Annotated in this window: 21 protein-coding genes; 12 read left to right on the top strand and 9 right to left on the bottom strand. The window is 69.7% G+C overall.

Going from position 1 to position 25,672, the window contains the following annotated elements:
• Window positions 1-28: 28 nt before the first annotated feature.
• The 10 genes from GGR04_RS02175 (at window position 29) to GGR04_RS02220 (ending at window position 14,186) form a co-directional block, all read left to right on the top strand.
• Window positions 29-256 carry a hypothetical protein gene (locus GGR04_RS02175; RefSeq protein ID WP_183197391.1) on the top strand — a complete coding sequence of 76 codons (228 nt, stop codon included), beginning with the start codon at window positions 29-31 and terminating at the stop codon, window positions 254-256.
• Between the two features lie 276 nt (window positions 257-532).
• Window positions 533-2,185, top strand: a complete 1,653-nt coding sequence (pgi, locus tag GGR04_RS02180) for a glucose-6-phosphate isomerase (protein ID WP_183197393.1) — start codon at window positions 533-535, stop codon at window positions 2,183-2,185.
• A gap of 5 nt (window positions 2,186-2,190) precedes the next feature.
• Complete coding sequence (locus GGR04_RS02185) at window positions 2,191-4,686, top strand: glycogen/starch/alpha-glucan phosphorylase (RefSeq protein WP_183197395.1); 2,496 nt, start codon at window positions 2,191-2,193, stop codon at window positions 4,684-4,686.
• 179 nt (window positions 4,687-4,865) lie between these two features.
• A complete protein-coding gene (gene glgC / locus GGR04_RS02190) occupies window positions 4,866-6,131 on the top strand; it encodes a glucose-1-phosphate adenylyltransferase (protein WP_183197396.1) in 1,266 nt (421 codons plus the stop codon).
• A complete protein-coding gene (gene glgA / locus GGR04_RS02195) occupies window positions 6,128-7,573 on the top strand; it encodes a glycogen synthase GlgA (RefSeq protein ID WP_183197398.1) in 1,446 nt (481 codons plus the stop codon). Before glgC ends, glgA begins: the two co-directional genes overlap by 4 nt.
• Window positions 7,570-9,198 carry an alpha-D-glucose phosphate-specific phosphoglucomutase gene (locus GGR04_RS02200; protein WP_183197400.1) on the top strand — a complete coding sequence of 543 codons (1,629 nt, stop codon included), beginning with the start codon at window positions 7,570-7,572 and terminating at the stop codon, window positions 9,196-9,198. The genes glgA and GGR04_RS02200 overlap by 4 nt, the downstream gene beginning before the upstream one ends.
• Window positions 9,195-9,806 carry a DUF2585 domain-containing protein gene (locus GGR04_RS02205; protein ID WP_183198986.1) on the top strand — a complete coding sequence of 204 codons (612 nt, stop codon included), beginning with the start codon at window positions 9,195-9,197 and terminating at the stop codon, window positions 9,804-9,806. Before GGR04_RS02200 ends, GGR04_RS02205 begins: the two co-directional genes overlap by 4 nt.
• Window positions 9,807-9,880: 74 nt before the next feature.
• Window positions 9,881-11,917: a glycogen debranching protein GlgX gene (glgX, locus tag GGR04_RS02210; protein WP_183197403.1), complete on the top strand. Its 2,037-nt coding sequence runs from the start codon at window positions 9,881-9,883 to the stop codon at window positions 11,915-11,917.
• Window positions 11,918-11,995: 78 nt separating this feature from the next.
• Entirely contained in the window at window positions 11,996-13,843 is a 1,848-nt protein-coding gene (gene mutL, locus GGR04_RS02215; protein WP_183197405.1) for a DNA mismatch repair endonuclease MutL, read from the top strand.
• 109 nt (window positions 13,844-13,952) lie between these two features.
• The gene (locus GGR04_RS02220) at window positions 13,953-14,186 is read left to right on the top strand and encodes a DUF2093 domain-containing protein (RefSeq protein ID WP_183197407.1); all 234 of its coding nucleotides are present in this window, start codon (window positions 13,953-13,955) and stop codon (window positions 14,184-14,186) included.
• A gap of 96 nt (window positions 14,187-14,282) precedes the next feature.
• Here the strand turns inward: GGR04_RS02220 and lpxK are convergent, their stop codons facing one another.
• Genes lpxK through GGR04_RS02250 form a run of 6 tightly spaced genes read right to left on the bottom strand, consistent with a single transcriptional unit; the run spans window position 14,283 to window position 19,856 of the window.
• Window positions 14,283-15,299: a tetraacyldisaccharide 4'-kinase gene (lpxK, locus tag GGR04_RS02225; protein WP_183197410.1), complete on the bottom strand. Its 1,017-nt coding sequence runs from the start codon at window positions 15,297-15,299 to the stop codon at window positions 14,283-14,285.
• Window positions 15,299-16,639, bottom strand: coding sequence for a lipid IV(A) 3-deoxy-D-manno-octulosonic acid transferase (waaA, locus tag GGR04_RS02230; protein WP_183197412.1), 1,341 nt, complete (start codon window positions 16,637-16,639; stop codon window positions 15,299-15,301). The genes lpxK and waaA overlap by 1 nt, the downstream gene beginning before the upstream one ends.
• Entirely contained in the window at window positions 16,636-17,412 is a 777-nt protein-coding gene (locus tag GGR04_RS02235; RefSeq protein WP_183197414.1) for a lysophospholipid acyltransferase family protein, read from the bottom strand. Before GGR04_RS02235 ends, waaA begins: the two co-directional genes overlap by 4 nt.
• Window positions 17,413-17,460: 48 nt before the next feature.
• Window positions 17,461-17,697 carry a DUF4170 domain-containing protein gene (locus tag GGR04_RS02240; RefSeq protein ID WP_183197415.1) on the bottom strand — a complete coding sequence of 79 codons (237 nt, stop codon included), beginning with the start codon at window positions 17,695-17,697 and terminating at the stop codon, window positions 17,461-17,463.
• 33 nt (window positions 17,698-17,730) lie between these two features.
• Complete coding sequence (locus tag GGR04_RS02245) at window positions 17,731-18,519, bottom strand: 3'(2'),5'-bisphosphate nucleotidase CysQ (RefSeq protein WP_183197417.1); 789 nt, start codon at window positions 18,517-18,519, stop codon at window positions 17,731-17,733.
• On the bottom strand, window positions 18,519-19,856 hold the full coding sequence (locus tag GGR04_RS02250; protein ID WP_183197419.1) for a TldD/PmbA family protein: 1,338 nt from the start codon (window positions 19,854-19,856) through the stop codon (window positions 18,519-18,521). Before GGR04_RS02250 ends, GGR04_RS02245 begins: the two co-directional genes overlap by 1 nt.
• A 106-nt stretch (window positions 19,857-19,962) precedes the next feature.
• On the opposite strand from GGR04_RS02250, the gene GGR04_RS02255 reads away from it, so the two are divergent.
• Window positions 19,963-21,825, top strand: coding sequence for a monovalent cation:proton antiporter-2 (CPA2) family protein (locus GGR04_RS02255; RefSeq protein ID WP_183197421.1), 1,863 nt, complete (start codon window positions 19,963-19,965; stop codon window positions 21,823-21,825).
• 27 nt (window positions 21,826-21,852) lie between these two features.
• Here the strand turns inward: GGR04_RS02255 and GGR04_RS02260 are convergent, their stop codons facing one another.
• On the bottom strand, window positions 21,853-22,071 hold the full coding sequence (locus tag GGR04_RS02260) for a hypervirulence associated TUDOR domain-containing protein (RefSeq protein WP_183197423.1): 219 nt from the start codon (window positions 22,069-22,071) through the stop codon (window positions 21,853-21,855).
• 174 nt (window positions 22,072-22,245) lie between these two features.
• On the opposite strand from GGR04_RS02260, the gene GGR04_RS02265 reads away from it, so the two are divergent.
• On the top strand, window positions 22,246-23,283 hold the full coding sequence (locus GGR04_RS02265) for a DNA topoisomerase IB (protein ID WP_183197425.1): 1,038 nt from the start codon (window positions 22,246-22,248) through the stop codon (window positions 23,281-23,283).
• 26 nt (window positions 23,284-23,309) lie between these two features.
• Here GGR04_RS02265 and GGR04_RS02270 read toward each other — a convergent pair whose 3' ends face one another.
• Both GGR04_RS02270 and GGR04_RS02275 read right to left on the bottom strand, forming a co-directional pair.
• Window positions 23,310-24,224, bottom strand: coding sequence for a patatin-like phospholipase family protein (locus GGR04_RS02270; RefSeq protein WP_183197427.1), 915 nt, complete (start codon window positions 24,222-24,224; stop codon window positions 23,310-23,312).
• Between the two features lie 117 nt (window positions 24,225-24,341).
• Window positions 24,342-25,670: a M16 family metallopeptidase gene (locus GGR04_RS02275; RefSeq protein ID WP_183197430.1), complete on the bottom strand. Its 1,329-nt coding sequence runs from the start codon at window positions 25,668-25,670 to the stop codon at window positions 24,342-24,344.
• Window positions 25,671-25,672: the final 2 nt, after the last annotated feature.

Raw genomic sequence — 25,672 nt, forward strand, 5'->3', positions numbered from 1 at the left:
CGGCATCGAGACGGAAAGGAACCGGACCATGAGCACCGAGCCCCTCAAGCATGCGACGTTCCACGGCGGGGACGGTCGCAGCTTCGCCTCGCCGCAATCGGTTGTCGACGATACCGGGCTCGATCACGACGGCAAGCGGTCGATCCTAGAGGAGTGGAAGCGTCGCGTCGCCGCCGAGAACCGCGAGGACGGCATCGACACGCTCGATCACACGCTCGACCGTGCCATCGAGAACCTCGCGGGCCTGCGCACCTGATCATCCCTCACTGCGCCCTGCGGTCATGGCGGGTCGATCCAAACGGATCGGCCCGCTTTTTCGTGTCGGATGCCCCGTCCGGTCGCTTCACGGCGGCGTGAGGGCAATTTGGCAACAGTCGGCGTGGTAGATACGTCGACGACGGGTTGGAAACGGCCTCGTCGCGTACCGATCCGGGATCCGGCGGTTGAGGTTTTGCTTCGCCGCAAAAGCCTCTATCTCTGAACGCTGGTGCGGACGGCTCCTCGCGAGGGGCTTTGAGCGATGGATTAGGACGTGAACGAGAACAGACCCGTTTCGAGCGACGCCGGCGTCGAAGACCTCAAGAGCCGCGGCGAGACCGCGATCGCCAAGGGCATCCGCTCGCTCTTCACTGAGAATGCCGATCGCTTCGCCGCCTTCTCGGTGCGCCACGACGACCTCCTCCTCGACTTCTCCAAGACCGCGCTGTCGCGGGACGACCTCGCCGCGCTCCTCGCCTTCGCCGGGACGGCGCAGGTCGAGGCGCGGCGCGACGCGATGTTCGCGGGCGCGCGGATCAACGCGACCGAAGGGCGCTCGGTGCTGCATGTCGCGCTGCGCGGGCGGCCCGAGGACGGCTACACCGCCGATGGCGAGACGGTCGGCGACGAGGTCGAATCCGTGCTCGCGGCCATGTCGCGCTTCGCCAACGGCATTCGCAACGGCGCCATCCGCGGCGCCACCGGCGAGACCATCACCGACATCGTCAATATCGGCATCGGCGGGTCCGACCTCGGCCCGGTGATGGCGACGATCGCCCTCTCCCCCTACCATGACGGCCCGCGCGCGCATTTCGTCTCGAACATCGACGGCGCGCACATGGCCGACACGCTGGCCCGCGTCGATCCCGCCACCACGCTCTTCGTCGTGGCTTCCAAGACCTTCACCACGATCGAGACGATGACGAACGCGCAGACCGCGCGCCGCTTCGTCGCCGCGGCACTCGGCGAGGACGCCGTCGGCGCGCATTTCTGTGCGGTCTCCACCGCGCTCGACAAGGTCGACGCCTTCGGCATCGGCGCCGACCGCACCTTCGGCTTCTGGGACTGGGTCGGCGGTCGCTACTCCGTCTGGTCGGCGATCGGCCTGCCGCTGATGATCGCCATCGGCCCCGACCGCTTCCGCGAGTTCCTCGCCGGCGCGCGCGACATGGACCGGCATTTCGCGCAGGCGCCGATCGAGCAGAACCTGCCGATGCTGCTCGGCCTCGTCGGCTGGTGGCACCGCGTCGCGCAAGGCCACCCGACCCGCGCCGTCATCCCCTACGACCAGCGCCTCGCCCGCCTGCCCGCCTATCTCCAGCAGCTCGACATGGAATCCAACGGCAAGCATGTCGGCCTCGACGGCCGCCGCGTCGCCGTCACTGGCCCCGTGGTCTGGGGCGAGCCCGGCACCAACGGTCAGCACGCCTTCTTCCAGCTCCTGCACCAGGGCACCGATCTCATCCCGGTCGAGTTCATCGTCGGCGCCAACGCGCACGAGAGCGATCCGGAGATGCGCATCCACCAGGATCTTCTGCTCGCCAACTGCCTTGCGCAGAGTGAAGCCCTGATGAAGGGCCGCACGCTGGAAGAAGCCCGGCAGCAGCTCCTCGACGCCGGGCGTTCCGCCGACGAGGCCGAGCGCATCGCGCCACACCGCGAGTTTTCCGGCGACCGGCCGTCCCTGACCCTCCTCTACCGCCTGCTCGACCCCTTCGCCTTCGGACGGCTCGTGGCGCTCTACGAGCACCGCGTCTTCGTGGAAGCCCAGCTCTTCGGCATCAACGCCTTCGACCAGTGGGGCGTGGAGCTCGGCAAGGAGTTGGCCACCGGCCTCCTGCCGGTCGTCCAGGGCAAGGAATCCGCCGCCACCCGAGATTCGTCCACGGCCGGCCTCGTCGCCGCCATCGCTGACATGAGGACCTGACCCCGATGACCGCATCCAGCCTTGCCGAAACGAGCGCCGCCGAGCGGACCTTCGCCGAGAAGCCGGCGCCCCGGCTCAACGATGCCGATACCCTGGCGCAGGAAATCGTCGAGAAGCTCACCTATTCCATCGGCAAGTCGGTGAAGCGCGCGCGCCTTCACGACTGGCTGGAGGCGACGACGCTGGCGGTGCGCGACCGCATCATCGACCATTGGCTCGTTTCCTCGCATGAGACGGCCGAAACCGGCGCCAAGCGCGTCTGCTACCTGTCGATGGAGTTCCTCATCGGCCGGCTGCTGCGCGACGCCATCGCCAATCTCGGCCTCACCCAGTCGGTGCGCGAGGCGCTGGCGCGCTACGACGTCGAGCTGGACCTCGTGGAGCTGCTGGAGCCCGACGCCGCGCTCGGCAATGGCGGTCTCGGGCGTCTGGCCGCCTGCTTCATGGAGTCGATGGCCTCCACCGGCGTCCCCGGCTTCGGCTACGGCATCCGCTACGTCCACGGCTTCTTCCGGCAGGAAATCGTCGACGGGCGGCAGGTCGAGCTGCCCGAAACCTGGCTGAAGCACGGCAACCCCTGGGAGTTCGAGCGCCGCGAGAGCGCCTACGAGATCGGCTTCGGCGGCAAGGTGTCGATGCTGGACGAGGCCGGCAAGCCGCCGCGCCAGGTCTGGCGCCCGGCCGAGCGCGTTCTCGCCGTCGCCTACGACACGCCGGTGGTGGGCTGGCGCGGCGAGCACGTCAACACGCTGCGCCTCTGGTCGGCACAGTCGCTCGACCCGATCCTGCTCGACGCGTTCAACGCCGGCGACCACATCGGCGCGCTGCTGGAATCGAACAAGGCAGAGGCGATCACCCGCGTCCTCTATCCTGCCGACTCGCATCAGGCCGGCCAGGAGCTGCGCCTGCGCCAGGAGTATTTCTTCTCCTCCGCCTCGCTGCAGGACATCATCCGCCGCCATCTGCGCGAGAACGAGACGCTCTCGAACCTCGCCGACAAGGTCGCCATCCAGCTCAACGACACCCATCCGGCCGTCTCGGTGGCCGAGCTGATGCGCCTCCTGATGGACGTGCACGGCATGGAGTGGGACGAGGCCTGGACGATCACCCGCGCCACCTTCTCCTACACCAACCACACGCTGCTGCCCGAGGCGCTGGAGACCTGGCCGATCCATCTCTTCGAGCGCCTGCTGCCGCGCCAGATGCAGATCATCTACGCGATCAACGCGGTGGTGATGCGCGAGGCGACGCAGGGCCAGGGCTTCGACGATACGACCATCTCGGCGATCTCGCTGATCGACGAGGGCAACGGCCGGCGCGTGCGCATGGGTCAGCTCGCCTTCGTCGGCAGCCACGCCGTCAACGGCGTCTCGGCCCTCCACACCGAGCTGATGAAGGAGACCGTGTTCCACGACCTCCACAAGCTCTACCCCTCGCGCATCGAGAACAAGACCAACGGCGTGACCCCGCGCCGCTGGCTCTTCGAGTGCAACACGGGTCTCGCCAGCCTCATCGACGAGACGATCGGACCAGGCTTCCGCGACGAGATCGGCGAACTCAAGAAGCTCGACGGCTTCGCGAACGACGCGGCGTTCCGCGAGAAGTTCGCCGCCGTGAAGCGCGCCAACAAGGCCCGGCTCGCCGCGCTGGTGGAGGAGCGGCTGGCCATCCAGCTCGATCCGAACGCCATCTTCGACATCCAGGTGAAGCGCATCCACGAGTACAAGCGCCAGCTTCTCAACATTCTGGAGACGGTCGCTCTCTACGAGCAGATCCGCTCGCTGCCGCATCTCGACTGGACGCCGCGCGTCAAGATCTTCGCCGGCAAGGCGGCACCCTCCTACGTGCAGGCCAAGGAGATCATCCATCTCGCCGGCGACGTGGCGCGGGTGATCAACTCCGACCCCTCGGTGCGCAACCTGCTGAAGGTCGTGTTCATCCCCAACTACAATGTCAGCCTCGCCGAGATCATCATGCCGGCGGCCGACCTCTCCGAGCAGATCTCCACGGCGGGCCTCGAGGCGTCGGGCACCGGCAACATGAAGTTCGCGCTGAACGGCGCGCTGACGATCGGCACGCTCGACGGTGCCAATGTCGAGATGCTCGAACATCTGGGCGCCGAGAACATCTTCATCTTCGGGCTCGATGCCGACGAGGTGGCGCGCATGCGCCGCGAGGGCCACAACGGCCAGAGCGTCATCGACCGTCAGCCGCTCTTGCGCTCGGCGATCGACTCGATCTCCGCCGGCGTCTTCTGCCAGGAGGAGCCGGGCCGCTACGCCTCGCTGATGAACTCGATCCGCGACCGTGACTGGTGGATGATCGCGGCCGACTTCCGCGCCTACTGGGACACCCAGCGCCAGCTCGACATGCTCTGGAAGAAGCCCGACGACTGGAACAAGATCGCCGTCCACAACACCGCGCGCATGGCCTGGTTCTCGTCGGATCGCTCGATTCGCGAATATGCCAAGGACATCTGGCGGGCCGGGCCGGACGCCTGAAGGGCCACCCATGCGGGTATCCACGTAAAAAACTGTGGGAGCCGGGTTGTCCCTCTGTGGCAGCCCGGCTTTGCGGCGCTATCTTGACGGAACCGGGGCGATAAGACCTTCTCACGAGGTGGCGAACCGGCCGCGCCGGTGTAGGCGGCGCGGACGCTGAGAGTAGGGGGGAACGATCCATGGCCGACCGCAGAGTGGCGCCGATCTCGCGCGATACGATGGCCTACGTACTGGCAGGGGGACGGGGCAGCCGCCTGATGGAGCTGACCGACGACCGCGCCAAGCCCGCGGTCTATTTCGGCGGCAAGTCCCGCATCATCGACTTCGCTCTGTCGAACGCCGTGAACTCGGGCATCCGGCGCATCGGCGTCGCGACCCAGTACAAGGCGCATTCGCTGATCCGGCACCTGCACCGGGGCTGGAACTTCCTGCGCCCCGGGCGCAACGAAAGCTTCGACGTGCTGCCCGCCTCGCAGCGCGTCTCGGAAGATCAGTGGTATGCGGGCACCGCCGACGCGGTCTACCAGAACATCGACATCATCGAGTCCTACGCGCCGAAATACATCGTCATCCTGGCAGGCGACCACGTCTACAAGATGGACTACGAGATCATGCTGCAGCAGCATGTCGACACCGGGGCCGACGTCACGGTCGGCTGTCTCGAAGTGCCGCGCATGGAAGCCGTCGGCTTCGGCGTGATGCATGTCGACGAGAAGGGCCGCATCACCGACTTCATCGAGAAGCCGGCCGATCCACCGTCGATCCCCGGCCGGCCCGACACGGCGCTCGCCTCGATGGGCATCTACGTCTTCAACACCGAGTTCCTCGCCGACCAGCTGCGGCGCGACGCGGCCGATCCGATGTCGAGCCGCGACTTCGGCAAGGACATCGTGCCCCACATCGTGCGCCATGGCACCGCCTGGTCGCATTCGTTCAACACTTCGGTGGTGCGTTCGGCCGCCGAATACGGCGCCTACTGGCGCGACGTCGGCACGGTGGAGGCCTATTGGCAGGCCAATATCGACCTGACCGACGTTCAGCCGCAGCTCGACATCTACGATCGCGACTGGCCGATCTGGACCTATGCCGACGTGACGCCGCCCGCCAAGTTCGTTCACGACGAGGACGGGCGCCGCGGCACGGCCATCTCCTCGCTCGTCTCGGGCGACTGCATCATCTCCGGCGGCTCGCTGCATCGCTCGCTGCTCTTCACCGGCGTTCGGCAGAACTCCTACTCCAAGCTCGACCACGCCGTGGTGCTGCCGGGCTGCCATATCGGGCGCGGCGCGCGCGTCACCAAGGCGGTGCTCGATCGCGGCGTCCACATTCCCGACGGGCTCGTCATCGGCGAGGATCCCGAGCTCGACGCGCAGCGCTTCCGGCGCACCGCCAGCGGCATCTGCCTCGTCACGAAGCCGATGATCGACCGACTGAACTACAGATGACCAGCGTCCTCTCCGTTTCCTCGGAGGTGTTTCCGCTGATCAAGACCGGGGGGCTCGCCGACGTCGCCGGCGCGCTGCCGCTGGCGCTCGGCCGCATCGGGATCGACGTGCGCACGCTCATTCCCGCCTACCCGAGCGTTCTCGCCGGATTGGGGGGCGGCCAAGTCGTGGCGGAGATGCCCGAGCTCTTCGGTGGCCCGGCGCGCATCCTCCAGGTCGAGGTCGCGGGCCTCGATCTCCTGCTGCTCGACGCCGCCCATCTCTACGACCGGCCGGGCGGCCCCTATATCGGGATCAACGGCTACGATCATCCCGACAACTGGGCGCGATTCGCCGCGCTTTCCAAGGCCGCCGCGCTGGTCGGCCTCGGTCTCATTCCCGGCTACCGGCCCGACATCGTCCATGCGCACGACTGGCAGGCCGCGCTCGCGCCCGTCTATCTGGAGCGCGAGCCGGACCGGCCGCGCACCGTCGTCACCATCCACAACCTCGCCTTTCAGGGCGCCTTTCCGCACGCCATCTTCGCCGAACTCGGCCTGCCCGACGAGGCATGGGGGGTCGACGGGGTCGAGTATTACGGCTCGGTCGGCTTCCTGAAGGGGGGTCTGCGTTCGGCCGACGCGGTCACCACGGTCAGTCCCAACTACGCTGCCGAGATCACCACGGCGGCGGGCGGCATGGGGCTCGACGGGCTGTTGCGCGGGCGCGCCGACCGGCTCACCGGCATCGTCAACGGCATCGACGTCGAGACCTGGGATCCCGCCACCGATCCGCATGTCGCGGCGACCTTCACCCGCGGCGACGTCTTTCGTCGCACCATCAACAAGCGCGCCCTCGAGGCGGAGTTCGCCATCGAGGAGGACGACACGCCGATCCTCGCCGTGGTCAGCCGCCTCACCTGGCAGAAGGGGCTCGATCTTCTAGCCGAGAGCTGCGACGACATCGTTGCCGCTGGCTGCCGGCTGGTGATCTGCGGCTCTGGCGACCGCATGCTGGAGGGCGCCTTCCTCGGCGCAGCCGCTCGCCATTCGGGGCGCATGGGCGTTCGCATCGGCTACGACGAGATCCTGTCGCATCGCATCCAGGCCGGCGCCGACGCGTTGCTCGTGCCGTCGCGCTTCGAGCCCTGCGGTCTGACGCAGCTCTACGCGCTGCGCTACGGCTGCCTGCCCGTGGTCAGCCGTGTGGGCGGGCTCGCCGACACGGTGATCGACGCCAATTTCGCGGCGCAGGCCGCGGGCGTCGCCACCGGCGTGATCTTCTCGCCGGTCTCGCGCGAGGGACTGATGGACGGCATCGGGCGGCTCGTGCGGCTTTACGAAGACCCCTCGCTCTGGCGAGACCTGCAACTCACGGCCATGTCGAGCGACGTCTCGTGGACGAGCAGCGCTCGCCGCTACGCCGATCTCTACAAGAGCCTCCTCCCGGAACCCCTCGCATGATCCAGACCGTCGCGACCACGCCCTACGACGACCAGAAGCCCGGCACGTCGGGCCTTCGCAAGAAGGTGCCGCACTTCCAGCAGCCGAACTACGCCGAGAACTTCCTCCAGGCGATCTTCGACGCCTCGGAGCGGGCGCCGGGCGCGACGATCGTGATCGGCGGCGATGGGCGCTTCTTCAATGCCGACGTGGTGCGAAAGGCCATCCGCATGGCCGCCGCCAACGGCGTCGGGAAGGTCGTGGTCGGGCGCGACGGCCTCCTCTCGACGCCGGCGGCCTCCAACCTCATCCGCCAGCGCAAGGCGGCGGGGGGCATCATCCTCTCGGCCTCGCACAATCCCGGCGGGCCGGACGGCGATTTCGGCATCAAGTACAACATCGCCAACGGCGGGCCCGCGCCGGAGGGGATCACCGACGCGATCTACCGGCGCACGCGGGAGATCACCGAGTATCGCATCGTGGACGAGGACGCGCCGGATCTCGGCACCCTCGGCACCACGCGGCTCGGCGAGATGGAGGTCGAGATCGTCGATCCCGTCGCCGACTACGCGGCGCTGATGGATACCTTGTTCGACTTCGGCGCCATCCGCGCGGCGATCGCCGGCGGCCTGACGCTGCGCTTCGACGCCATGCATGCGGTGACCGGCCCCTACGCTCACGAGATCCTCGAGCGCCGCCTCGGCGCGCCCGCCGGCACCGTGATCAACGGCACGCCATCGGAAGATTTCGGCGGCGGCCATCCCGATCCGAACGTCGTCTGGGCGGCGCCGCTGGTCGATCTCCTGATGGGTCCGACCGCCCCCGATTTCGGCGCCGCCTCCGACGGCGACGGCGACCGCAACATGATCCTCGGGCGCGGCATCGTCGTGACGCCGTCCGATTCGCTCGCGGTCCTCGCTGCCAACGCCCATCTCGCTCCCGGCTATGCCCGCGGCATCGCAGGCATCGCCCGCTCGATGCCCACCAGCGGCGCGGCCGACCGGGTGGCGCAGAAGCGCGGCATCGGCCTCTTCGAGACGCCCACGGGCTGGAAGTTCTTCGGCAATCTTCTCGACGCCGGCAAGGTGACGATCTGCGGCGAGGAAAGCGCCGGCACGGGCTCCGACCACGTGCGCGAGAAGGACGGGCTCTGGGCCGTGCTGCTCTGGCTCAACATCCTGGCGGTGCGCAAGGCGAGCGTCGCCGAGATCGTCCAGGCGCACTGGCGCGAGTTCGGACGAAACTACTATCAGCGCCACGACTACGAAGAGGTCGATAAGGCCGCCGCCGAAGGGCTGATGGAGTCGCTGCGCGATCGTCTGGCGTCGATGGCCGGCCAGCGCTTCGGCACGCTCGTGGTCTCGCAGGCCGACGATTTCTCCTACCGCGACCCGATCGACGGCTCGGTCTCCACTGGCCAAGGCGTGCGCATCGTCTTCTCCGGCGGCTCGCGCATTGTCTTCCGCCTGTCGGGCACCGGCACCAAGGGCGCGACGTTGCGCGTCTACATCGAGCGCTACGAGCCCGAGAGCGGCCGTCTCGACATGTCGATCGACGAGGCGCTCGGCGAACTCGTGCGCACCGCCGACGCCATCGGCGAGATCACCAAGCGCACCGGCCGGGCCGAGCCGGACGTACGCACCTGAGCGCTCTCGCGCGGGAGCCGGAGCTTGGCAGGCGCGGCGGCTCCAACCGCCGCGTCGCGCCCTGGCACGTCGCGCTGATCCTCGCGCTCATTGCCGCGACGGCCGCGATCCTCCTCGCCATGGGCCGGGTGCCGATCTGCGAATGCGGTACCGTCAAACTCTGGCATGGCGCGGTGCAGAGTTCGGAGAACTCGCAGCACCTCTCCGACTGGTACTCGCCGTCGCATTTCATCCACGGGCTGATCTTCTACGCTTTGGCTTGGGTGGCGGCGCGTCGCCAGCCGCTCGGGGCTCGGCTCGCCGGAGCCGTCTTCGTGGAAGCCCTGTGGGAGATCGCGGAGAACAGCGACGCGGTGATCCAGCGCTACCGCGAGGCGACGATCGCGCTCGACTACTATGGCGACAGCGTCGTGAACTCGGTGGCCGACATCGGCTTCATGGTGCTCGGCTTCCTCTTCGCCTCCCGCATGCCGATCTGGGCGAGCGTCGCCGTCGCGATCTTCTTCGAAGGGCTGACGGCCGTTCTCATCCGCGACAACCTGACGCTCAACGTTCTCATGCTTCTCTATCCGCTCGATGCCGTGCGCGTCTGGCAGAGCGGGCTCTAGCGTTTGAGAGGAAGCGCCGGCGTCGGGACGACGAGCGCTCCGAAGCGGAATCCCAACGAGGAAGGCCGACGAGCATGACGCGCCAGATCACCGCCGAACGCGGCCTGCCGGACGGCCTCGGCGCGACGCTGATGGAGGACGGCGTGCATGTCGCCGTCTTCTCCGCCCACGCCGAGGCGATCGACCTTTGCCTCTTCGAGCCCTCGGCCCCGGTGGAGGCGCAGCGTCTGCAGCTGCCCGGCCGCATGGGCGACGTGCACTACGGCTTCGTGCCGGGGCTTCGCGCCGGCGCGCTCTACGGCCTTCGCGCCCACGGACGCTTCGATCCCGCGCAAGGTCATCGCTTCGACGCCTCGAAGTTGCTGGTCGATCCCTATGCGCTGCGGATCGACCGGCCGTTCCTCTACCACCCGACGCTCGCCGCCCCGCCCGGCCGCGCCATCGACACGGCGCCGCTGGTGCCGCGGGCCGTGGTGGATGCGCCGGCCGGGGATGCCGCCCCCCTCCCCTTTCGCCGACCGGGCTTCACCTACGAGGTGCTGGTACGCGCCTACACGCAGCGCCATCCCCTCGTGCCCGAGCGCCTGCGCGGCACGGTGGCGGCGCTCGCCGAGCCGGCGGTGCTCGACCATCTCGTGCGCCTCGGCGTCGAGACGGTGGAACTGATGCCGCTCGCCGCGGCGATCGACGAGCGCCACCTCTCGGCGCTCGGCCTGACCAACGCCTGGGGCTACAATCCGGTGACGCACCGCGCGCCCGATCCGCGCCTTGCGCCCGGCGGCTGGCCGGAGATCCGCCGCACGGTCGAGGCGCTGCACGCGCGCGGCATCCGCGTCCTTCTCGACGTGGTGCTCAACCATTCCGGCGAGAGCGACCGGTGGGGGCCGACGATCGCCTATCGCGGCCTCGACAACCGCAGCTACTACGCCGCCGCGCCGGACGATCCCGACTGCCTCATCAACGACACCGGCACCGGCAACACCTTCGCGCTCTGGCGCGAGCCCGTGGCGCGTATGGCGATCGACGCCCTGCGGACCTGGGTCGAGGTCGGTGGCATCGACGGCTTCCGCTACGATCTCGGGCCGATCCTCGGGCGCACGCCCGATGGCTTCCGCCCCGATGCGCCCTTCTTCGCGATGCTTGCCGCCGATCCGGTGCTGAAGGACCGCATCCACGTCGCCGAGCCTTGGGACATCGGGCCCGGCGGCTATCAGGTCGGCCGTTTTCCGCGCCCCTTCCTCGAATGGCAGGACCGGTTCCGCGACGACGTGCGCCGCTTCTGGCATGGCGAGACGGGCCTCATCAGCGCGCTCGCGACCCGCCTCGCCGGCTCGCCCGATCTCTTCGACAGTGGCGGGCGCACGCCCGGCGACGGTGTCAATTTCATTGCCGCGCATGACGGCTTCTCGCTTGCCGATCTCGTCGCCTTCGAGGCCAAGCACAACGAGGCCAACGGGGAAGGCAATCGCGACGGGCATGGCGAGAACCATTCCTGGAACAACGGCACGGAAGGCCCGACGCGCGACCCGGCGATCGCCGAGGCACGGCGGTGCGACGTGCGCGCGCTACTTGCGACGCTCTTCGTGGCGCGAGGCACGCCGATGATCGTGGCGGGCGACGAGATGGGCCGCACGCAAGGCGGCAACAACAACGGCTACGCGCAGGACAACGAGACGCTCTGGCTCGACTGGCCAAGCGCCGACATGGATCTCACGGCCTTCACGGCTCGGCTCGCCGCTCTTCGCCGCGAGGAGCCCGCCCTCCATGCCGACCGCTTCCTGACCGGCGCCGAATGGCATGGGCGACCCGACGTGACCTGGCTCGGCGACGACGGCGCGGCGATGACGCCGGAGGCGTGGAACGCGCCAGAGGGGCGCTTCCTCGGACTTCGCACGAGCGGCGGGACGCAGGGTGCCGATGTCCTCGTCTACCTCAACGCCGCCGGGGAAGCCCGCGACCTAAGCCTGCCCGAGCCGCGACCGGGCCATGCCTGGTCGCTCGCGCTCCAGTCCGATCGCCCGGACCTCGGCGAGCGCCCGCTAGGGCCGGGTCTCGGCCTCTCGGTCGGCGCGCGGTCGGTCTTCATTCTCGTGGAACGCCTCGCCGCCTGACGGGCCGTGCCGCCGGTTTGCCCACCCGCCCGCAAGCGCCTATCGTGGCGACCCGTCGCCCGTCCTGCCGAGCCTGCCATGCCCATCGAGCAACTGTCCGAGACCCTGATCGACCAGATCGCCGCCGGCGAGGTGGTGGAGCGGCCGGCGAGCGTGGTGAAGGAGCTCGTCGAGAACAGCCTGGACGCCGGCGCGCGCCGCATCGAGATCGTCACCGCCGGCGGCGGCAAGAGCCTGCTTCGCATCACCGACGACGGTCATGGCATCCCCGAGGCCGAACTGCCGCTCGCCGTTCGCCGCCACTGCACCTCGAAGCTCGCGGGCGGGCTCGACGCCATCGCCTCGCTCGGCTTTCGCGGCGAGGCGCTGCCCTCAATCGGCTCGGTGGCGCGCTTGTCGCTGCGCTCGCGTGCGGCCGGAGCCGACGGCGCGCACGAGATCCTCGTGCAGGGCGGGCGCACGGAAGGGCCCCGGCCCGCCGCGCTCGGTCAGGGCACGGTCATCGAAGTGCGCGACCTCTTCCACGCCGTGCCGGCCCGGCTGAAGTTCCTGAAGAGCGACCGGGCCGAGTCCTCGGCGATCACCGAGGTGGTCCGGCGCATCGCGGTGGCCTTTCCCGGCGTGCGCTTCGAGTTGGCCGGCGAGGACCGCAGCCCGACGATCCTCGAGGCGGTGGCGCCGGGCCGCGAGATCGACCGGGTGGCGCAGGTGCTGGGCGCCGATTTCACCGACAATTCCTTCGCGCTCGACGCGGCGCGCGAGGGCGTTCGGCTCACCGGTCATGCCGGCCTGCCGACCTTCCACCGCGGCAACGCGCTGCACCAGTTCGCCTATGTGAACGGGCGGCCGGTGCGCGACAAGATGATCCTCTCGGCGATCCGTGGCGCCTATGCCGACGCGATGGCGCGCGACCGGCACCCGGTCTGCGTGCTCTTTCTCGACCTCGACCCGCGCGACGTCGACGTCAACGTCCATCCCGCCAAGGCGGACGTGCGCTTTCGCGATCCCGGCCTCGTGCGCGGGTTGGTGGTCGGCTCGATCCGCGCCGCCATGGCCAATCTGGCGCTGCGCGGCTCGACGGAAGGCGCGGGCGGACTGATGGCGCGCTTTCGCGCCGGTCCCACCGGCTTCGCGCCCGCGCCGAGCCCGCCAACGCCTGCCGCCGCTGCCAGTGCCGCTTCGTTCGGCTCGGGGCGGGGCTTCTCCGCGCAACCCTCCGCGCGCTACGAGATCGACGCCTCGCCGTCTCGGCCCCTGAACGGTCCGGCCCCACGTTTCGCCGATTTCGCCCCGTCCGCGAGATCGGTCGCCCCGGCCGCGGCCGAGCCCACCCCGGCGCGTGCGCAGTTTCCGCTGGGTGCCGCGAGAGCCCAGATCGACAGGGCCTTCATCGTCGCCGAGACCGGGGACAGTCTCGTGATCGTCGACCAGCATGCCGCGCACGAGCGCCTCGTCTACGAGGCCCTGAAGACCTCGCTGCACGCCAAGCCCCTGCCCTCGCAGATGCTGCTCCTGCCCGAGATCGTCGATCTGCCGGAGGCCGACGCCGACCGGTTGGGCGAGGCCGCGCCGACGCTGGAGCGGTTCGGGCTGCGGCTGGAGCGCTTCGGGCCGGGGGCGGTGATGGTGCGTGAGACGCCGGCACTGCTCGGTGAGGTCGATGCCGGCGCGCTGGTGCGCGATCTCGCCGACGAACTGGCGGACAGCGGCACCGGCACGGGGTTGCAGGCGCGGGTCGATCATGTGGCGGCGACCATGGCCTGCCACGGCTCGGTGCGCGCCGGCCGGCGCCTCGACGGCGCCGAGATGAACGCGCTCCTGCGCCAGATGGAGGCGACGCCGGGCTCGGGCACCTGCAACCACGGGCGGCCGACCTTCATCGAGCTGAAGCTCGCCGACATCGAGCGCCTGTTCGGCCGGCGTTGACGAGGGCTTCAGGGCACCCCGCGTTGACTTGCCGGCGGAAAGCGCGAGAACAGGCGATCCCTGGACGCGCGCCGGCCAGACCCGAACCGACGAGACAGAGACCAGACCCATGATGAACCGTATGGACAGCGGCGGCGAGGCGAAGCTGCGCTATCTCGACGCCGATTTCGAGGTCGTGCGGCCCGGCGCCTTCGTGCGCTGCGCCGTCACCGGCGAGGCGATCCCGCTCGATCTCCTGAAATACTGGAGCGTCGAGCGCCAGGAACCCTATGCCGACGCCGCCGCCTCCTTGGCGCGCGAACTCGAACTCGACCCGGGTCTTCGCAAGCGCTCCACCCGCTAGACCATTGCGGGGGAAAGCCGAACCGGTTTCCCGTCCGGACGATGCGGCGGACAGGGACTGGAGCCGATCTGGCAAACACGTGCCGCCCCATCGGCTCTAGGCGGCGGCTTCTCGGGCGGCATAGGCGTCGAGCGCCCGGCGCAGGATCGCCTCTGCGTCGCCCTCGCCGGCGAAGCGCAGTTCGTGTTCGAGCACGCTCGTACGCTCATGGAGAGCCCGCACCACGCCGGCCGAGGCGGCGTGCAGGCGCTGGGCGTCCTTGGCGGTGGTGACCAGCCGGGCGCCGAGGCTGTCGGCCTCCTGAAGGAGGCCGCGCGCGTCGTCGGCGCCGAAGACGTGGTGGTCGGGATAGTCGCTCCGGGCCACGATCTCGGCGCCCGCCGCTCGTAGCGAGCGGTGGAACTTGCCGGGATCGGCGATGCCCGAGAAGGCGAGGACACGCACCCCCGCGAACTCCGCGCCGTTCGGCGAGAGGATGTCGGCGGTGAAATGCGACAGGCCGGGCGCCGCGAAGCCCGGACGAGCGTCCGGCCCGGCCCCGACGGTCAGGATCGCGTCGGCGTGGCGAAGCTGCGTCATCAGCGGCGCGCGCAGCGGGCCGGCGGGAAACACCCGGCCGTTGCCCACCCCCCGCACGCCGTCCACCACCACGAGCGCGAGATCGCAGCGAAGATGCGCGCTCTGGAAGCCGTCGTCCATGATCGCGAGGTCGCAGTCGGCCTCGCACAGCCGCCGCGCGCCGGCCAGCCGGTCGCGCGAGACGGCGGTGGGCGCGGCGGCAGCGAGCAGCATCGCCTCGTCGCCGACGGCTCGCGCGTCGTGCCGGGCGGGGTCGACGAGGACCGCGCCGCGCTCGCGCCCGCCGTAGCCGCGCGTCAGGAAGCCGGGACGCAGGCCAAGACCTCGCGCCGCGGCGGCGAGCGCGAGGCAGGTCGGCGTCTTGCCGCCGCCGCCGAGCGTCAGATTGCCGACGCAGATCACCGGCAGTCCGGCGTCGGCGCGCACGCCGCGATCCATCCGCCGCCCGGCGATCGCCCCGAAGAGCGCGGCGACGGGGGCCAGCGCCCGGGCGCCCCAACTGACCTCACGCCACCAGAAGCCGGGCGCGCGCATCAGCGGACGTCCCCGTCACGGCGGTCGGGAGTGCGGCGATCGAGCCTCTGCTGCAGGCGCAGCGGCAGGAGGAAGGGATCGAGCGCCGCCATCGTGCGGCGAAGACCTCCGCTCATCTCGTTCACGGCCCCCGCGGCGCTGGCGATCATCGCCCGTCGCATCTCGGGATGAGCGAAGAGTTCGGCGACGTTGTCGGCGAGTTCCTCGCGGTCGCGCACGATGCGCGCGCCGCCGGCGTCGATCAGGCGCTGGTAGACCTCGCGGAAGTTCTGCACGAAACGGCCGGACAGGACGGCCGCGCCCAGCATCGCCGCCTCCAGCGGGTTCTGCCCACCCTCGCCGTGGATCGACTTGCCGACGAAGGCGATCTCGGTGAGGCGCAGGTAGAAGCCCATGTCGCCCATCGTGTCGCCGAGCAGGATGTCGGTGGTGGGGTCCGGCAATTCACCGCGGCTCCAGCGGGCCACCGTCAGCCCACGGGCGCGCATCTCCTTCTCCACCGCGTCGGCGCGCTCGACATGACGCGGCACCACGATGGTCAGGAGGCGGGGCCGATCCTCGCGCAGGCGCAGGTGGATGTCGGCGGCCATCGCCTCCTCGCCCTCGTGCGTGGAGATCGCCGCCCAGACCGGGCGAAGGCCGAGAATGCGCCGGGCGTCGGCGAGATCCTCGGAGTTCACCGGGGGCGCCTCGACGTCGGCCTTGAGGTTGCCCGAGATGGTGACGGCCCGCGCGCCGAGGAGATGGTAGCGCTCGCCGTCGATGTCGGACTGCGCCACGATATGCGCGAGGTTCTCGATGAGCGCCTCGGCCAGCCGCGGCACCGAGCGCCAGCGCTGGAACGAGCGATCCGACAGTCGCGCGTTGACGAGAATCTGCGGGATCTTGCGCCTGGCCAGTTCGGTCATCGTCACCGGCCAGATCTCGCTCTCGGCGATGATCGCGAGATCGGGCCGCCAGTGGTCGAGAAAGCGGCGCACGCAGGAGGTGATGTCGAGCGGCACGTATTGGTGGAGCACGCAGTCGCCGAGGCGCTCGCGCACGAGCACGGCGGAGGTCACCGTGCCCGTCGTCATCAGGACGCAGATCCCGTCGGCCGCGATCGTGCGCACGAGCGAGGCCACCGCGATGCTCTCGCCGACGCTGGCCGCATGAATCCAGACCAGCGGCGCGTCCGCCGGGCGCGGCTCGCCGGGGTAGCCGTAGCGTTCGCGGCGACGGCCGCGCTCCTCCTTGCCGCGCGCGGTGCGCCAGCCGACATAGGCCCCGATGCCGGGATAGGCGAACGAGCCCGCCATCCGATAGGCCGCCAGCGCGGTCCTTGCCCAGCCTTCGCTCAATGCGTTCCGTTCCCGTCCGCCAGTTCGATGGCTCTTCGATTCGCCCGCTCGATCGCCGCGGTCAGCTGCACGCGGACTGCCTCCAGCACGGCGGCGTCGGCGTCGGCAGGCACCATGATCGGCTCTTCCATCACCACGGCAATGCGGCCGAAGGGCAGCGGAAGCGTGGTCCGGTCCCAGGTTTTTTCGAGCACCCGGCGCCGGCTCGTCACCGCCGCGCTCGGCACGATCGGGCGCCCCGAAAGGCGGGCGAGCGTGACGATGCCGAGCCCCGCCTCGCGCGCCACGCCCTTGGGCACGTCGGCGATCATGCAGACGCCGAACCCCTCGCGCAGCTGGCGCATGAGCTGGATCAGCGCGCGCGCGCCGCCCTTCTGCGAGGCGGCCTCGCGCACCCGGCCGCCCGAGCCGCGCACCGTGGCGATGCCGAAACGCTCCACCACGGCGGCGTTGATCTCGGCGTCGGCGTTGCGCGAGAGCAGCGCCACGTAGGGCAGCCTGCGCGGCCGGAAGAAGGGCGCAAGCAGGTGCTGGCCGTGCCAGAGCGCCACGATCGCGGGATGCTCTCGCGCGAGGATCGCGGCAAAATCGCTCGATCCCGCTGCCCGGCGCTGCGTCGCGTACACGAGACGCAGCGCCTCGTAGATCGCCCGACCCACGAAGCGGACCACGGCCGGCGAGCGGGACAGCGTCTTCATCCGCCGCTGCAGGCGCACCCGCAGGCGCCGCCGCCGCGGCGGCCCGCCGGCAGCGACCGGTGGCTGGTCATCCATGGCCGGCGACGCGCTCGCTCACGGGTCTGGCGCTCACGGGGCTGGCGCTCACGACAGCTCGGGATCGAGGAGCCGGTGCATGTGGACGATGAAATAGCGCATCGCCGCGTTGTCGACGGTCGCCTGCGCCTTGCCGCGCCACGCCGTCAGCGCCGACGCGTAGTCGGGATAGATGCCGACGATGTCGAGCGCCGACAGGTCGCGGAAGTCGACCGACTTCAGCGAGGTCAGCTCGCCGCCGAAGACCAAGTGAAGGCGCTGCTTGGACTCGTTTTCGGTGACCATGGGCTGAAACTCCGAAAGGAACGGGACAACGGCTCAAGCCGCGGCGGCGCCGTAGGCGAGAAGGCGATCCAGATGCCCGACGCCGCCCGCGACGAGAACGCCATGCCTTTCCGACGCCGGATTGTAAAGGTGGCGCCCGGCGTCGAGCCGCGCCAGCGCCCCGCCGGCCCGCTCGAGAATGAGGTCGCCGGCCGCGATGTCCCAGTCGTTGGCGCGCGGCCCGATCAGCGTTCCATCGAGCCGGCCGCTCGCCACCAGCGCCAGACGCCAGGCCAGCGAGGGCACGCCGGGCTGGAAGGCGATCCGGGCGCCGTGCTCGGCCTCCAGACGCCGCCGCATGCCGTCGGGCATCGAGAGGCGCAGCGGGCTGCCGGGGTCGGGCGCGGCGACCGAGATGGTCTCGCCGCCGAGCAGCGCCGGTCCGCCCGCTGTCGCCGTCAGCACCTCGCGCAGCGCCGGTGCGTCGATGACGCCGGCGACGGGCCGCCCGCACGCAATCACGGCCACCGAGATGCACCAGGTCGTCTCGCCGCGCAGGAAGGAGCGCGTACCGTCGATCGGGTCCACCACGAAGAACCGCTCCTCGCCCTCGCCCGCCGGGCGGGCCGCCGTCTCCTCGGAGATCCAGCCATAGGTCGGCCGCGCGGCGAGCAGCGTGCGCCGCAGATGGTCGTCGGCGGCGAAGTCGGCTTCCGAGACGGGCGAATTGCCCTTCCAGAAGACTTGCGGATCGCGCTTCCAGAAACCCAGCGCGATCCGGCCCGCCTCGGCCGCGGCATCGGCGATGAGCGCGAGATCGTCGAGGTGGCCCTCGTCCGCCATCAGGATCCGGCCACCGTCATCTCGCCGACGCGAAGGGTCGGCACGTCCACCGAGAAGCGCGGATCGCCGTCGTCGGCGGCCTCGATCGCGAGCAGCATGTCGCCGAGATGGCCGGCGACGGTGAACTCCGAGACGGGATGGGTCAGCACGCCGTTCTCGATCATGAAGCCCGACGCGCCGCGCGAGTAGTCGCCGGTCACGAGATTGGCGCCCTGCCCGATCATCTCGGTGACGTAGATGCCCCGATTCGTATCGCGGATCAGGTCGGCCGGGCTGCGCGCGCCCTTGGTCAGCGAGACGTTGGTGGAGGAGGGCGAGACGCCGGAGGAAGAACGCGACGCTCGCCCGTTGGGCTGGAGGCCCAGCTCGCGCGCCGTGGCGCCGTCGAGCAGCCAGTGGCGCAGGATGCCGTCCTCCACCAGCGCCAGCCGCTCGCCGCGCAGGCCCTCGCCGTCGAAGGGGCGCGAGCCCGGACGGCGCACGAGCAGCGGCTCATCGAGGAGATCCATGCCCTCCGGCAGGACACGGCTGCCCATCCGGTTCTTGAGGAAGCTGGTGCCGCGCGCGATGCCGGCGCCGTTGATCGCACCGAGAAGGCTGCCGATCAGCCCGCGCGAGACGCGCGGATCGAGCACGATGGGATAGCGGCCCGTCGGCACCTTGGCCGGCGAGAGACGACGCACCGCACGCTCGCCCGCCCGGCGGCCGATCGCGTCCGCCGCGTCGAGATCGCCGGCATGCATGCGCGAATCGAAGTCGTAGTCGCGTTCCATGCCCGTGCCCTCGCCGGCGACGACGCTGACCGAGCGCGAATAGCCCGAACGCATCCGCCAGCCGCGAAAGCCCGTGCTCGTCACCAAGACGAGACCGGTGACGCCGGTGCCCGCGCTGGCGCCGCCCGAATTGGTGACGCCCGCGACGTCGAGCGCCGCGGCCTCCATCGCCTTCGCCGCCTCGACCAGCGCCTCGCCGGCGATCTCGGTGTCGTCGTAGAGGTCGAGATCGAGCTCGCCCGACGAGAGAAGCGCGGGGTCGGCGAGCCCGGCATAGGGGTCTTCCGGCGAGACCTTCGCCATCGCCACCGCGCGCTCGGCCAGGCGGTCGGCGTCAGCGCGGATGTCGGCGGAGACGGTCGCGACGCGCCGCCCGACGAAGACGCGTAAGGAAAGGTCGTCGCTCTCCGACGATTCCAGTTCCTCGACCTTGCCGAGCCGGACCTGCGCCGAGCGGGATCGCGAGAGGACCGACGCGGCGTCCGCCGCATCCGCGCCATGGCGGCGCGCGGCCCCGATCAACCGGTCGCCGAGGTCGGCCAGGCGCTGGATATCGTCGTTCATCGTGAAAACCGCCGAAGCTTTTGCATCCGCACCATCTATTATGCGATTCGCGTCAATCAAGCTGCTGCTTCGGCGCGGCAGGCGATTCGATCTTGCGGGAGACCCCATGGAAGAGACCGCGCCGCTGTTTCTGGAAGTCCTCCTCATTCTCGGCGGCGGCATCGTCGCGGGAACGCTGTTCAAGCGCATCGGCCTCGGGACCGTGCTCGGCTATCTCTTCGCCGGCATCGTGCTCGGGCCGGTGCTGCGCGTGATCGAGAGCGGCAAGGGCGAGATCCTCCATATCGGCGAACTCGGCGTCGTGTTCCTGCTCTTCATCATCGGTCTGGAGCTGAAGCTCTCGCGCCTCTGGTCGCTGCGTCGCCAGATCTTCGGTCTCGGCCTCGCGCAGGTGCTTCTCACCGGCGCGGTGCTCGCCGGCCTCCTCATGCTGCTGCCGCTCGGCTGGCGCGCCGCGAGCGTCATCGGCTTCGGCCTCGCGCTCTCCTCCACCGCCTTCGCGCTGCAGCTTCTGCAGGAATCGGGCAGCCTCAACACGCGTTTCGGGCAGGCGTCCTTCTCGGTGCTCCTGTTCCAGGATCTCGCCATCGTGCCGCTGCTGGCGCTGCTGCCGGTGCTGGCGCCCGGCGGTGGCGCGGAGGCCGCGGCGGGGATCGATCCCGTGGCGATCGCCAAGTCCTTCGGCGCGCTGCTGCTGCTCGTGCTGGCCGGGCGCTATCTCATCAACCCGCTGTTTCGCGTGCTTGCCAATGCCGGCGCGCGCGAGGTGATGATCGCCGCGGCGCTCTTCGTGGTACTGGCCTCGGCGCTTCTCATGGGCCTTGCCGGATTCTCGATGGCGATGGGCTCCTTCATCGCCGGCGTGCTTCTGGCCGAATCCTCCTACCGGCACGAGCTGGAAGCCAATATCGACCCGTTCCGCGGCCTGCTGCTTGGCCTGTTCTTCATCGCCGTCGGCCTGTCGCTCGACATCGCGGTGATCCGCGACAACTGGTGGATCATCCTCCTCGGCGCGCCCGCGCTGATGGCGGTGAAGGCGGCGATCCTCTATCCGCTCTGCCGCGTCTTCGGCGAGAATCACGCTAACGCCCTGCGCACCAGCCTCGTGCTGCCGCAGGGCGGCGAGTTCGCCTTCGTGCTGTTCTCGGCCGCCAGCGGCGCGGCGATCTTCGACGGCGCGGTGGGCTCGCTCCTCGTCGCCGTCGTCACGCTGTCGATGGCGCTCACCCCCCTCACCGCCTATCTCGGCCGCCGGCTGACGGAGGAGGAGGACGACGAGGGCGAGCAACTGGAGGAGGATTTCGAGGGCGCCGGCTCCGACATCCTGATGATCGGCTTCTCGCGCTTCGGGCAGATGGCGGCGCAGGTGCTGCTCTCCAGCGGCCTGGAGATGACGATCCTCGATTCCTCGGCCGAGCGCATCAAGACCGCCGGTCGCTTCGGCTTCCGCATCTATTTCGGCTCGGGGCTGCGGCGCGAGGTGCTGGAGGCCGCCGGCATCCGGCAGGCGAAGATCGTGGCGGTCTGCACCAACAAGCCGGAGGTGACGAACCAGATCGTCGATCTCATCCGCTCGGAATTTCCGAACGTGTCGCTCTTCGTGCGCTCCTACGACCGAAACCACTCGCTGGTGCTGCGCGAGCGCGGCGTCTCGTTCGAGATCCGCGAGACGCTGGAATCGGCGCTGCGCTTCGGCGGCCAGACGCTGGAAGAGCTCGGCTTCGAGACGGCCCGGGTGCGCGAGATCGTCGAGGACGTGCGCAAGCGCGATGCCGAGCGTCTGGTGCTGCAGCAGGCCCGAGGCCTCGGCGCCGGCGGCAGCGTCTTCGCGCCGAACAAGGCGACGCCGGAACCGCTGGTCAAGCCGCGCGCCGGGCGCGACGGCGAACCGGCGGGCCCCAAGCGCCGGCCGCGGGGGCAGAAGCCGCTCAGCGTGCGGCTGGCCGAGGAGTCCGCCGCCGCCGATTGATCCGGCGACGGCGCATGACGCCAGGTCTCACTTCGCCTTGTGGACCTCGCTGTCCTTCTTCAACGCCTCGGCGCCGTCCTCCTGCTTCACGAGATAGGCGGGCTCGTCCTTCGTGGCGTTGCGAGTGATCTCCTTGCCCTTGATCTCTTTCGTCACCTTGTCGGTGAAGGTCTCCTCGACCTTACCGGTCGCGGTGCCCTTGCCGTATTTCCACTCGACCTCGGTGCCCTTGCGAATGCCTGTCATGATGCCGTCTCCGATGATGGTTGGCGGGGCAATGCGGGCGCCGCATCCCTCGTTCCCCGACGAATGCCGCAAGCGGCGGGGTTGAATCGTCGCAGCCCACGCCGCTCTGTGCGCGCAAGGGAACGACGCGGCGCGAAAGGGCGTTGGCTCGCACGATCACCGGTGTGCCCGTCCATGAACAAGCGTCTCGAATTCCATGCCCTGCGCTTCGGCCTTCTTATGGTCGATCCCGCCGACTTCACGGTCGAGCGGCGCAAGCACGGAAGCCAGCATCGCATCGTCTTCGCCGGCGGCGAGACGATCACCGACAAGCGGCTGAAGGCGCGGGTCAAGGCGCTGGTGATCCCGCCCGCCTGGGCCGACGTGAAGATCTGCGTCGAGGAGAACGGCCATATCCAGGCGATCGGGCGCGACGAGAAAGGCCGGCTGCAATACCGTTACCACGACGACTGGGTGAACGTGCGCAACGCCGTGAAGACCGAGCGCCTGCTGCGCTTCGGCCGGGCGCTGCCGAAGCTGCGCAGGCGGATGGAAAAGGATCTTCGCCGACCCGCGCTGGACGAACGCACCACCTCCGCCGTCGCCGCCCGGCTGATCGACGTCGCCGCGATGCGCCCGGGACACGAGAAGTACGCCGAGGACGGCGGGCGCGGCGTCGCGTCGCTGCGCAAGGGAGACCTGCGCCTCGGCAAAAGCCGTGCGGTGCTCAAGTTCGTCGGCAAGTCGCGCAAGCTCAACGTCATCGAGATCGAGGACCGCAACCTCGTGCGCTCGCTCGAGAAGATGCGCGCCGGGCGCGGCAAGCGCCTGTTCCACTATCGCGGCGCCGACCACAAGGCCCATGACCTGACCGCCAACCGGCTGAACGCCTACCTGCGCGATTCCGCCGGCAAGCGGATTTCGGCCAAGGACTTCCGCACTTTCCACGGATCGGCCGAGGCTCTGCGCTTTCTGGTCGAGGAGGTGAAGCCGGCGGAGACCGACACCGAGGCCAAACGCAAGCGCGCCGTGGCGAAGGCCATGCGCGCCGTCAGCGAGGTGCTGCGCAACACGCCAGCCGTGGCGCGCGCGTCCTACGTCCATCCCGAGATCGTCTCGGCCTTCGAGGAAGAGCGCCTGCCGCGAAATCTGCTGAAGGGGCGCAGGCGCGAAGGGCTGACGAAAGTGGAGAGCGGGTTGATGCGCTTTCTCGAAGAGACCGCTACCGCCTGAACCCCACCGCCTGAACCGCCATGCGCTCAGGCGACCGTGCGCGCCACCTCCTCCGGCGATGGCCGCCCGAGCGGCCAGCCGCGGCCCGCGAAGGCCGCCTCGATGGCGCGCTTGGTCTGTTCGCGCACCGGGCTCGTCTCTTCCACGATCACGCGGGCGCGCAGGAAGTCGAGCACGCCATAGCCGGACACCGCCGGCTGCACGAAGATCTCCGGCGCCCCGCAGGCGAGCTTGGCGCGGATGATCGCCTGCATCATCAACTGCGAGGCGCCGAACATCGTCTCGATCGGACGCGGCAGGGGCGCGCCGGAGGCGACCGGCCCGCCGGTGACGTCGCAGGCGACCACGAGGTCGCAGCCGCGAGCGGCCACGTCGAAGGGCAGCGGATTGGTGATGCCGCCGTCGACCAGCACCACACCGTCGCGCCGCACCGGACGAAACACCGCGGGAATGGCAGCGGAGGCGGCGATTGCGGATGGAAGGGGCCCGCTCGTCAGTTCGCATTCGCGGCCGGCGAAGAAGTCGGTGGCGATGACCGTCAGCGGGATCGCGAGATCCTCGAACTGGCCGGGCACGCGCGCCGGCAGGAAGGCCGCGATGACCCGCTCGGCATTGAGCTGCCCGAACCGCAGCCCGCCTTCCGCGATGAACTCGGCGAAGGAAGGCGGCCGCGTGCGCCAGAGCGTGCCGACCACGAGGCGGCGGTTGGCGAGCGCCTCGAACACATGGGCACGGATCTCCCGCGCCGTGAGGCCGGCCGCGAAGGCCGCGCCGATCAGCGCTCCGATCGACGATCCCGCGATCCGCGCGGGCTTGAGGCTGAGATCGTCGAAGGCCTGGAGAACGTGGATATGTGCGAGGCCCCGCGCCCCGCCGCCGCCGAGCGCGAGGCCGATGCTGGGATCGGAGAGCGGAGAGGGAGAAGTGGGACTAACGGACATCGGCAGGCTTCCCCTCTCGTCCGGCGCCCCATCACGGGATGGCGGACGAGAAGGGTCCGAGACGCTGGAAAGTGAAGATGGGCGGCGGGACCGCTTCTGTCAGCCCCGCCCGCCCGATCAGGCGGCGGGACCGACGGTGATGACAGTCGGCTCAACCGAAAGGAGGCGCTTGGCCACCGCTTTGACGTCGTCGAGCGTCACCGCGTCGATCAGCGCCTGCCGGCGGTCGATATAGTCGATGCCGAGATCGTCGAGTTGGATGCCGACGAGGGTGGAGGCGATCGACAGCGACGAGGAGAGGTTCTGCACGGCGTAGGAGCCCTTCACGAAGGCCTTCGCCTTGTCGAGTTCCTCCGCCGACGGCCCGTTTTCGGCCAGCTGCTTCAACTGCTCGCGGATGATCGCGACGCTTTCCGCCGCCTTGTCGGCCCGCGTCGCGGTGGAGCCGGCCAGCAGCGACGCGTGGTCGTAGTTCGACAGCGAGGACCCGGCGCCGTAGGCCAGACCCCGCTTCTCGCGGATCTCCTGGTAGAGGCGCGAGGTGAAGGAGCCGCCGCCGAGCACATGGTTGGCGAGATAGGCGGCGAAGAAGTCCGGCGCGTCGCGCTTGACGCCGGGCAGCACGAACTGGATCTGCGTCTGCGGCACGGCGAGCGTCACCGCCTCCACCTTGCCCGTCACCGGCTGCACGTCGGGGACGGTCGTCAGTTCCGCCGTCTGGCGCAGCGGGCCGAACACCTCGTCGAGACGCCGGCCGAGCGTCGCCGCGTCGATCGCCCCGACGACGCCGACCACGAGATTGTCGCGCCCGAAGGTCGTCTGGCGGAAGGCTCTGAGATCGTCGGCCGTGACCGTGTTCAACGTCGCGACCGTGCCCTCGACGGGGCGCGAATAGGGATGGTCCGGGAAGACAGTCGTGCGGAAGGCCTTGCCGGCGAGCGTGCCGGGATCGTTCTCCTCCGAGACGATGCCCGCCGCGATCTGGCCGCGGATGCGCGCCACCGGCTCCTCGTCGAAGCGCGGCTCGTTGACCGAAAGGCGCAGCAGGTCGAAGGCGGCATCCTCGTTCTCGACGATGGTGCGGAAGTTGCCGGAGAAATTGTCGTAGCCGGCATCGTAGGAGAGGCTGACGCCGAGTTCGTCGAGCTTGCCCTGGAAGGCCTGGCTGGTGATGTCGCCGGCGCCCTCGTCGAGAAGCCCCGAGAGAAGGTTGGCGATGCCCTCCTTGCCCGGCTTGTCCTGCGTCGAGCCCGCGCCCTCGAAGGCGAAGCGCATGGCGATCAGCGGGTTGGTGTAGTCCTCGACCAGAAGCGCCTTGATGCCGCCAGGGCTCGTCACCTCCTGGATGTCGACGGCTTGGGCCACCGTCGCGAGGCCGAGCGATGCCAGGCCCGTGAAGCCGAGGGCGAGCGTCGCCCGGCGAAACGAATGGAGAAGAGCGTTCATAG

The sequence above is a fragment of the Aureimonas pseudogalii genome (assembly GCF_014196835.1).
Taxonomy (GTDB): domain Bacteria; phylum Pseudomonadota; class Alphaproteobacteria; order Rhizobiales; family Rhizobiaceae; genus Aureimonas; species Aureimonas pseudogalii.

Excerpts from the sequence above, each read along its gene's own strand:
- GGR04_RS02175 (WP_183197391.1), top strand. The coding sequence starts at position 29 with ATGAGCACCGAGCCCCTCAAGCATGCGACGTTCCACGGCGGGGACGGT.
- GGR04_RS02185 (WP_183197395.1), top strand. The coding sequence starts at position 2,191 with ATGACCGCATCCAGCCTTGCCGAAACGAGCGCCGCCGAGCGGACCTTC.
- glgC (WP_183197396.1), top strand. The coding sequence starts at position 4,866 with ATGGCCGACCGCAGAGTGGCGCCGATCTCGCGCGATACGATGGCCTAC.
- glgA (WP_183197398.1), top strand. The coding sequence starts at position 6,128 with ATGACCAGCGTCCTCTCCGTTTCCTCGGAGGTGTTTCCGCTGATCAAG.
- GGR04_RS02200 (WP_183197400.1), top strand. The coding sequence starts at position 7,570 with ATGATCCAGACCGTCGCGACCACGCCCTACGACGACCAGAAGCCCGGC.
- glgX (WP_183197403.1), top strand. The coding sequence starts at position 9,881 with ATGACGCGCCAGATCACCGCCGAACGCGGCCTGCCGGACGGCCTCGGC.
- mutL (WP_183197405.1), top strand. The coding sequence starts at position 11,996 with ATGCCCATCGAGCAACTGTCCGAGACCCTGATCGACCAGATCGCCGCC.
- GGR04_RS02220 (WP_183197407.1), top strand. The coding sequence starts at position 13,953 with ATGATGAACCGTATGGACAGCGGCGGCGAGGCGAAGCTGCGCTATCTC.
- lpxK (WP_183197410.1), bottom strand. The coding sequence starts at position 15,299 with ATGCGCGCGCCCGGCTTCTGGTGGCGTGAGGTCAGTTGGGGCGCCCGG.
- GGR04_RS02235 (WP_183197414.1), bottom strand. The coding sequence starts at position 17,412 with ATGGATGACCAGCCACCGGTCGCTGCCGGCGGGCCGCCGCGGCGGCGG.
- GGR04_RS02240 (WP_183197415.1), bottom strand. The coding sequence starts at position 17,697 with ATGGTCACCGAAAACGAGTCCAAGCAGCGCCTTCACTTGGTCTTCGGC.
- GGR04_RS02245 (WP_183197417.1), bottom strand. The coding sequence starts at position 18,519 with ATGGCGGACGAGGGCCACCTCGACGATCTCGCGCTCATCGCCGATGCC.
- GGR04_RS02250 (WP_183197419.1), bottom strand. The coding sequence starts at position 19,856 with ATGAACGACGATATCCAGCGCCTGGCCGACCTCGGCGACCGGTTGATC.
- GGR04_RS02255 (WP_183197421.1), top strand. The coding sequence starts at position 19,963 with ATGGAAGAGACCGCGCCGCTGTTTCTGGAAGTCCTCCTCATTCTCGGC.
- GGR04_RS02260 (WP_183197423.1), bottom strand. The coding sequence starts at position 22,071 with ATGACAGGCATTCGCAAGGGCACCGAGGTCGAGTGGAAATACGGCAAG.
- GGR04_RS02265 (WP_183197425.1), top strand. The coding sequence starts at position 22,246 with ATGAACAAGCGTCTCGAATTCCATGCCCTGCGCTTCGGCCTTCTTATG.
- GGR04_RS02270 (WP_183197427.1), bottom strand. The coding sequence starts at position 24,224 with ATGTCCGTTAGTCCCACTTCTCCCTCTCCGCTCTCCGATCCCAGCATC.
- GGR04_RS02275 (WP_183197430.1), bottom strand. The coding sequence starts at position 25,670 with ATGAACGCTCTTCTCCATTCGTTTCGCCGGGCGACGCTCGCCCTCGGC.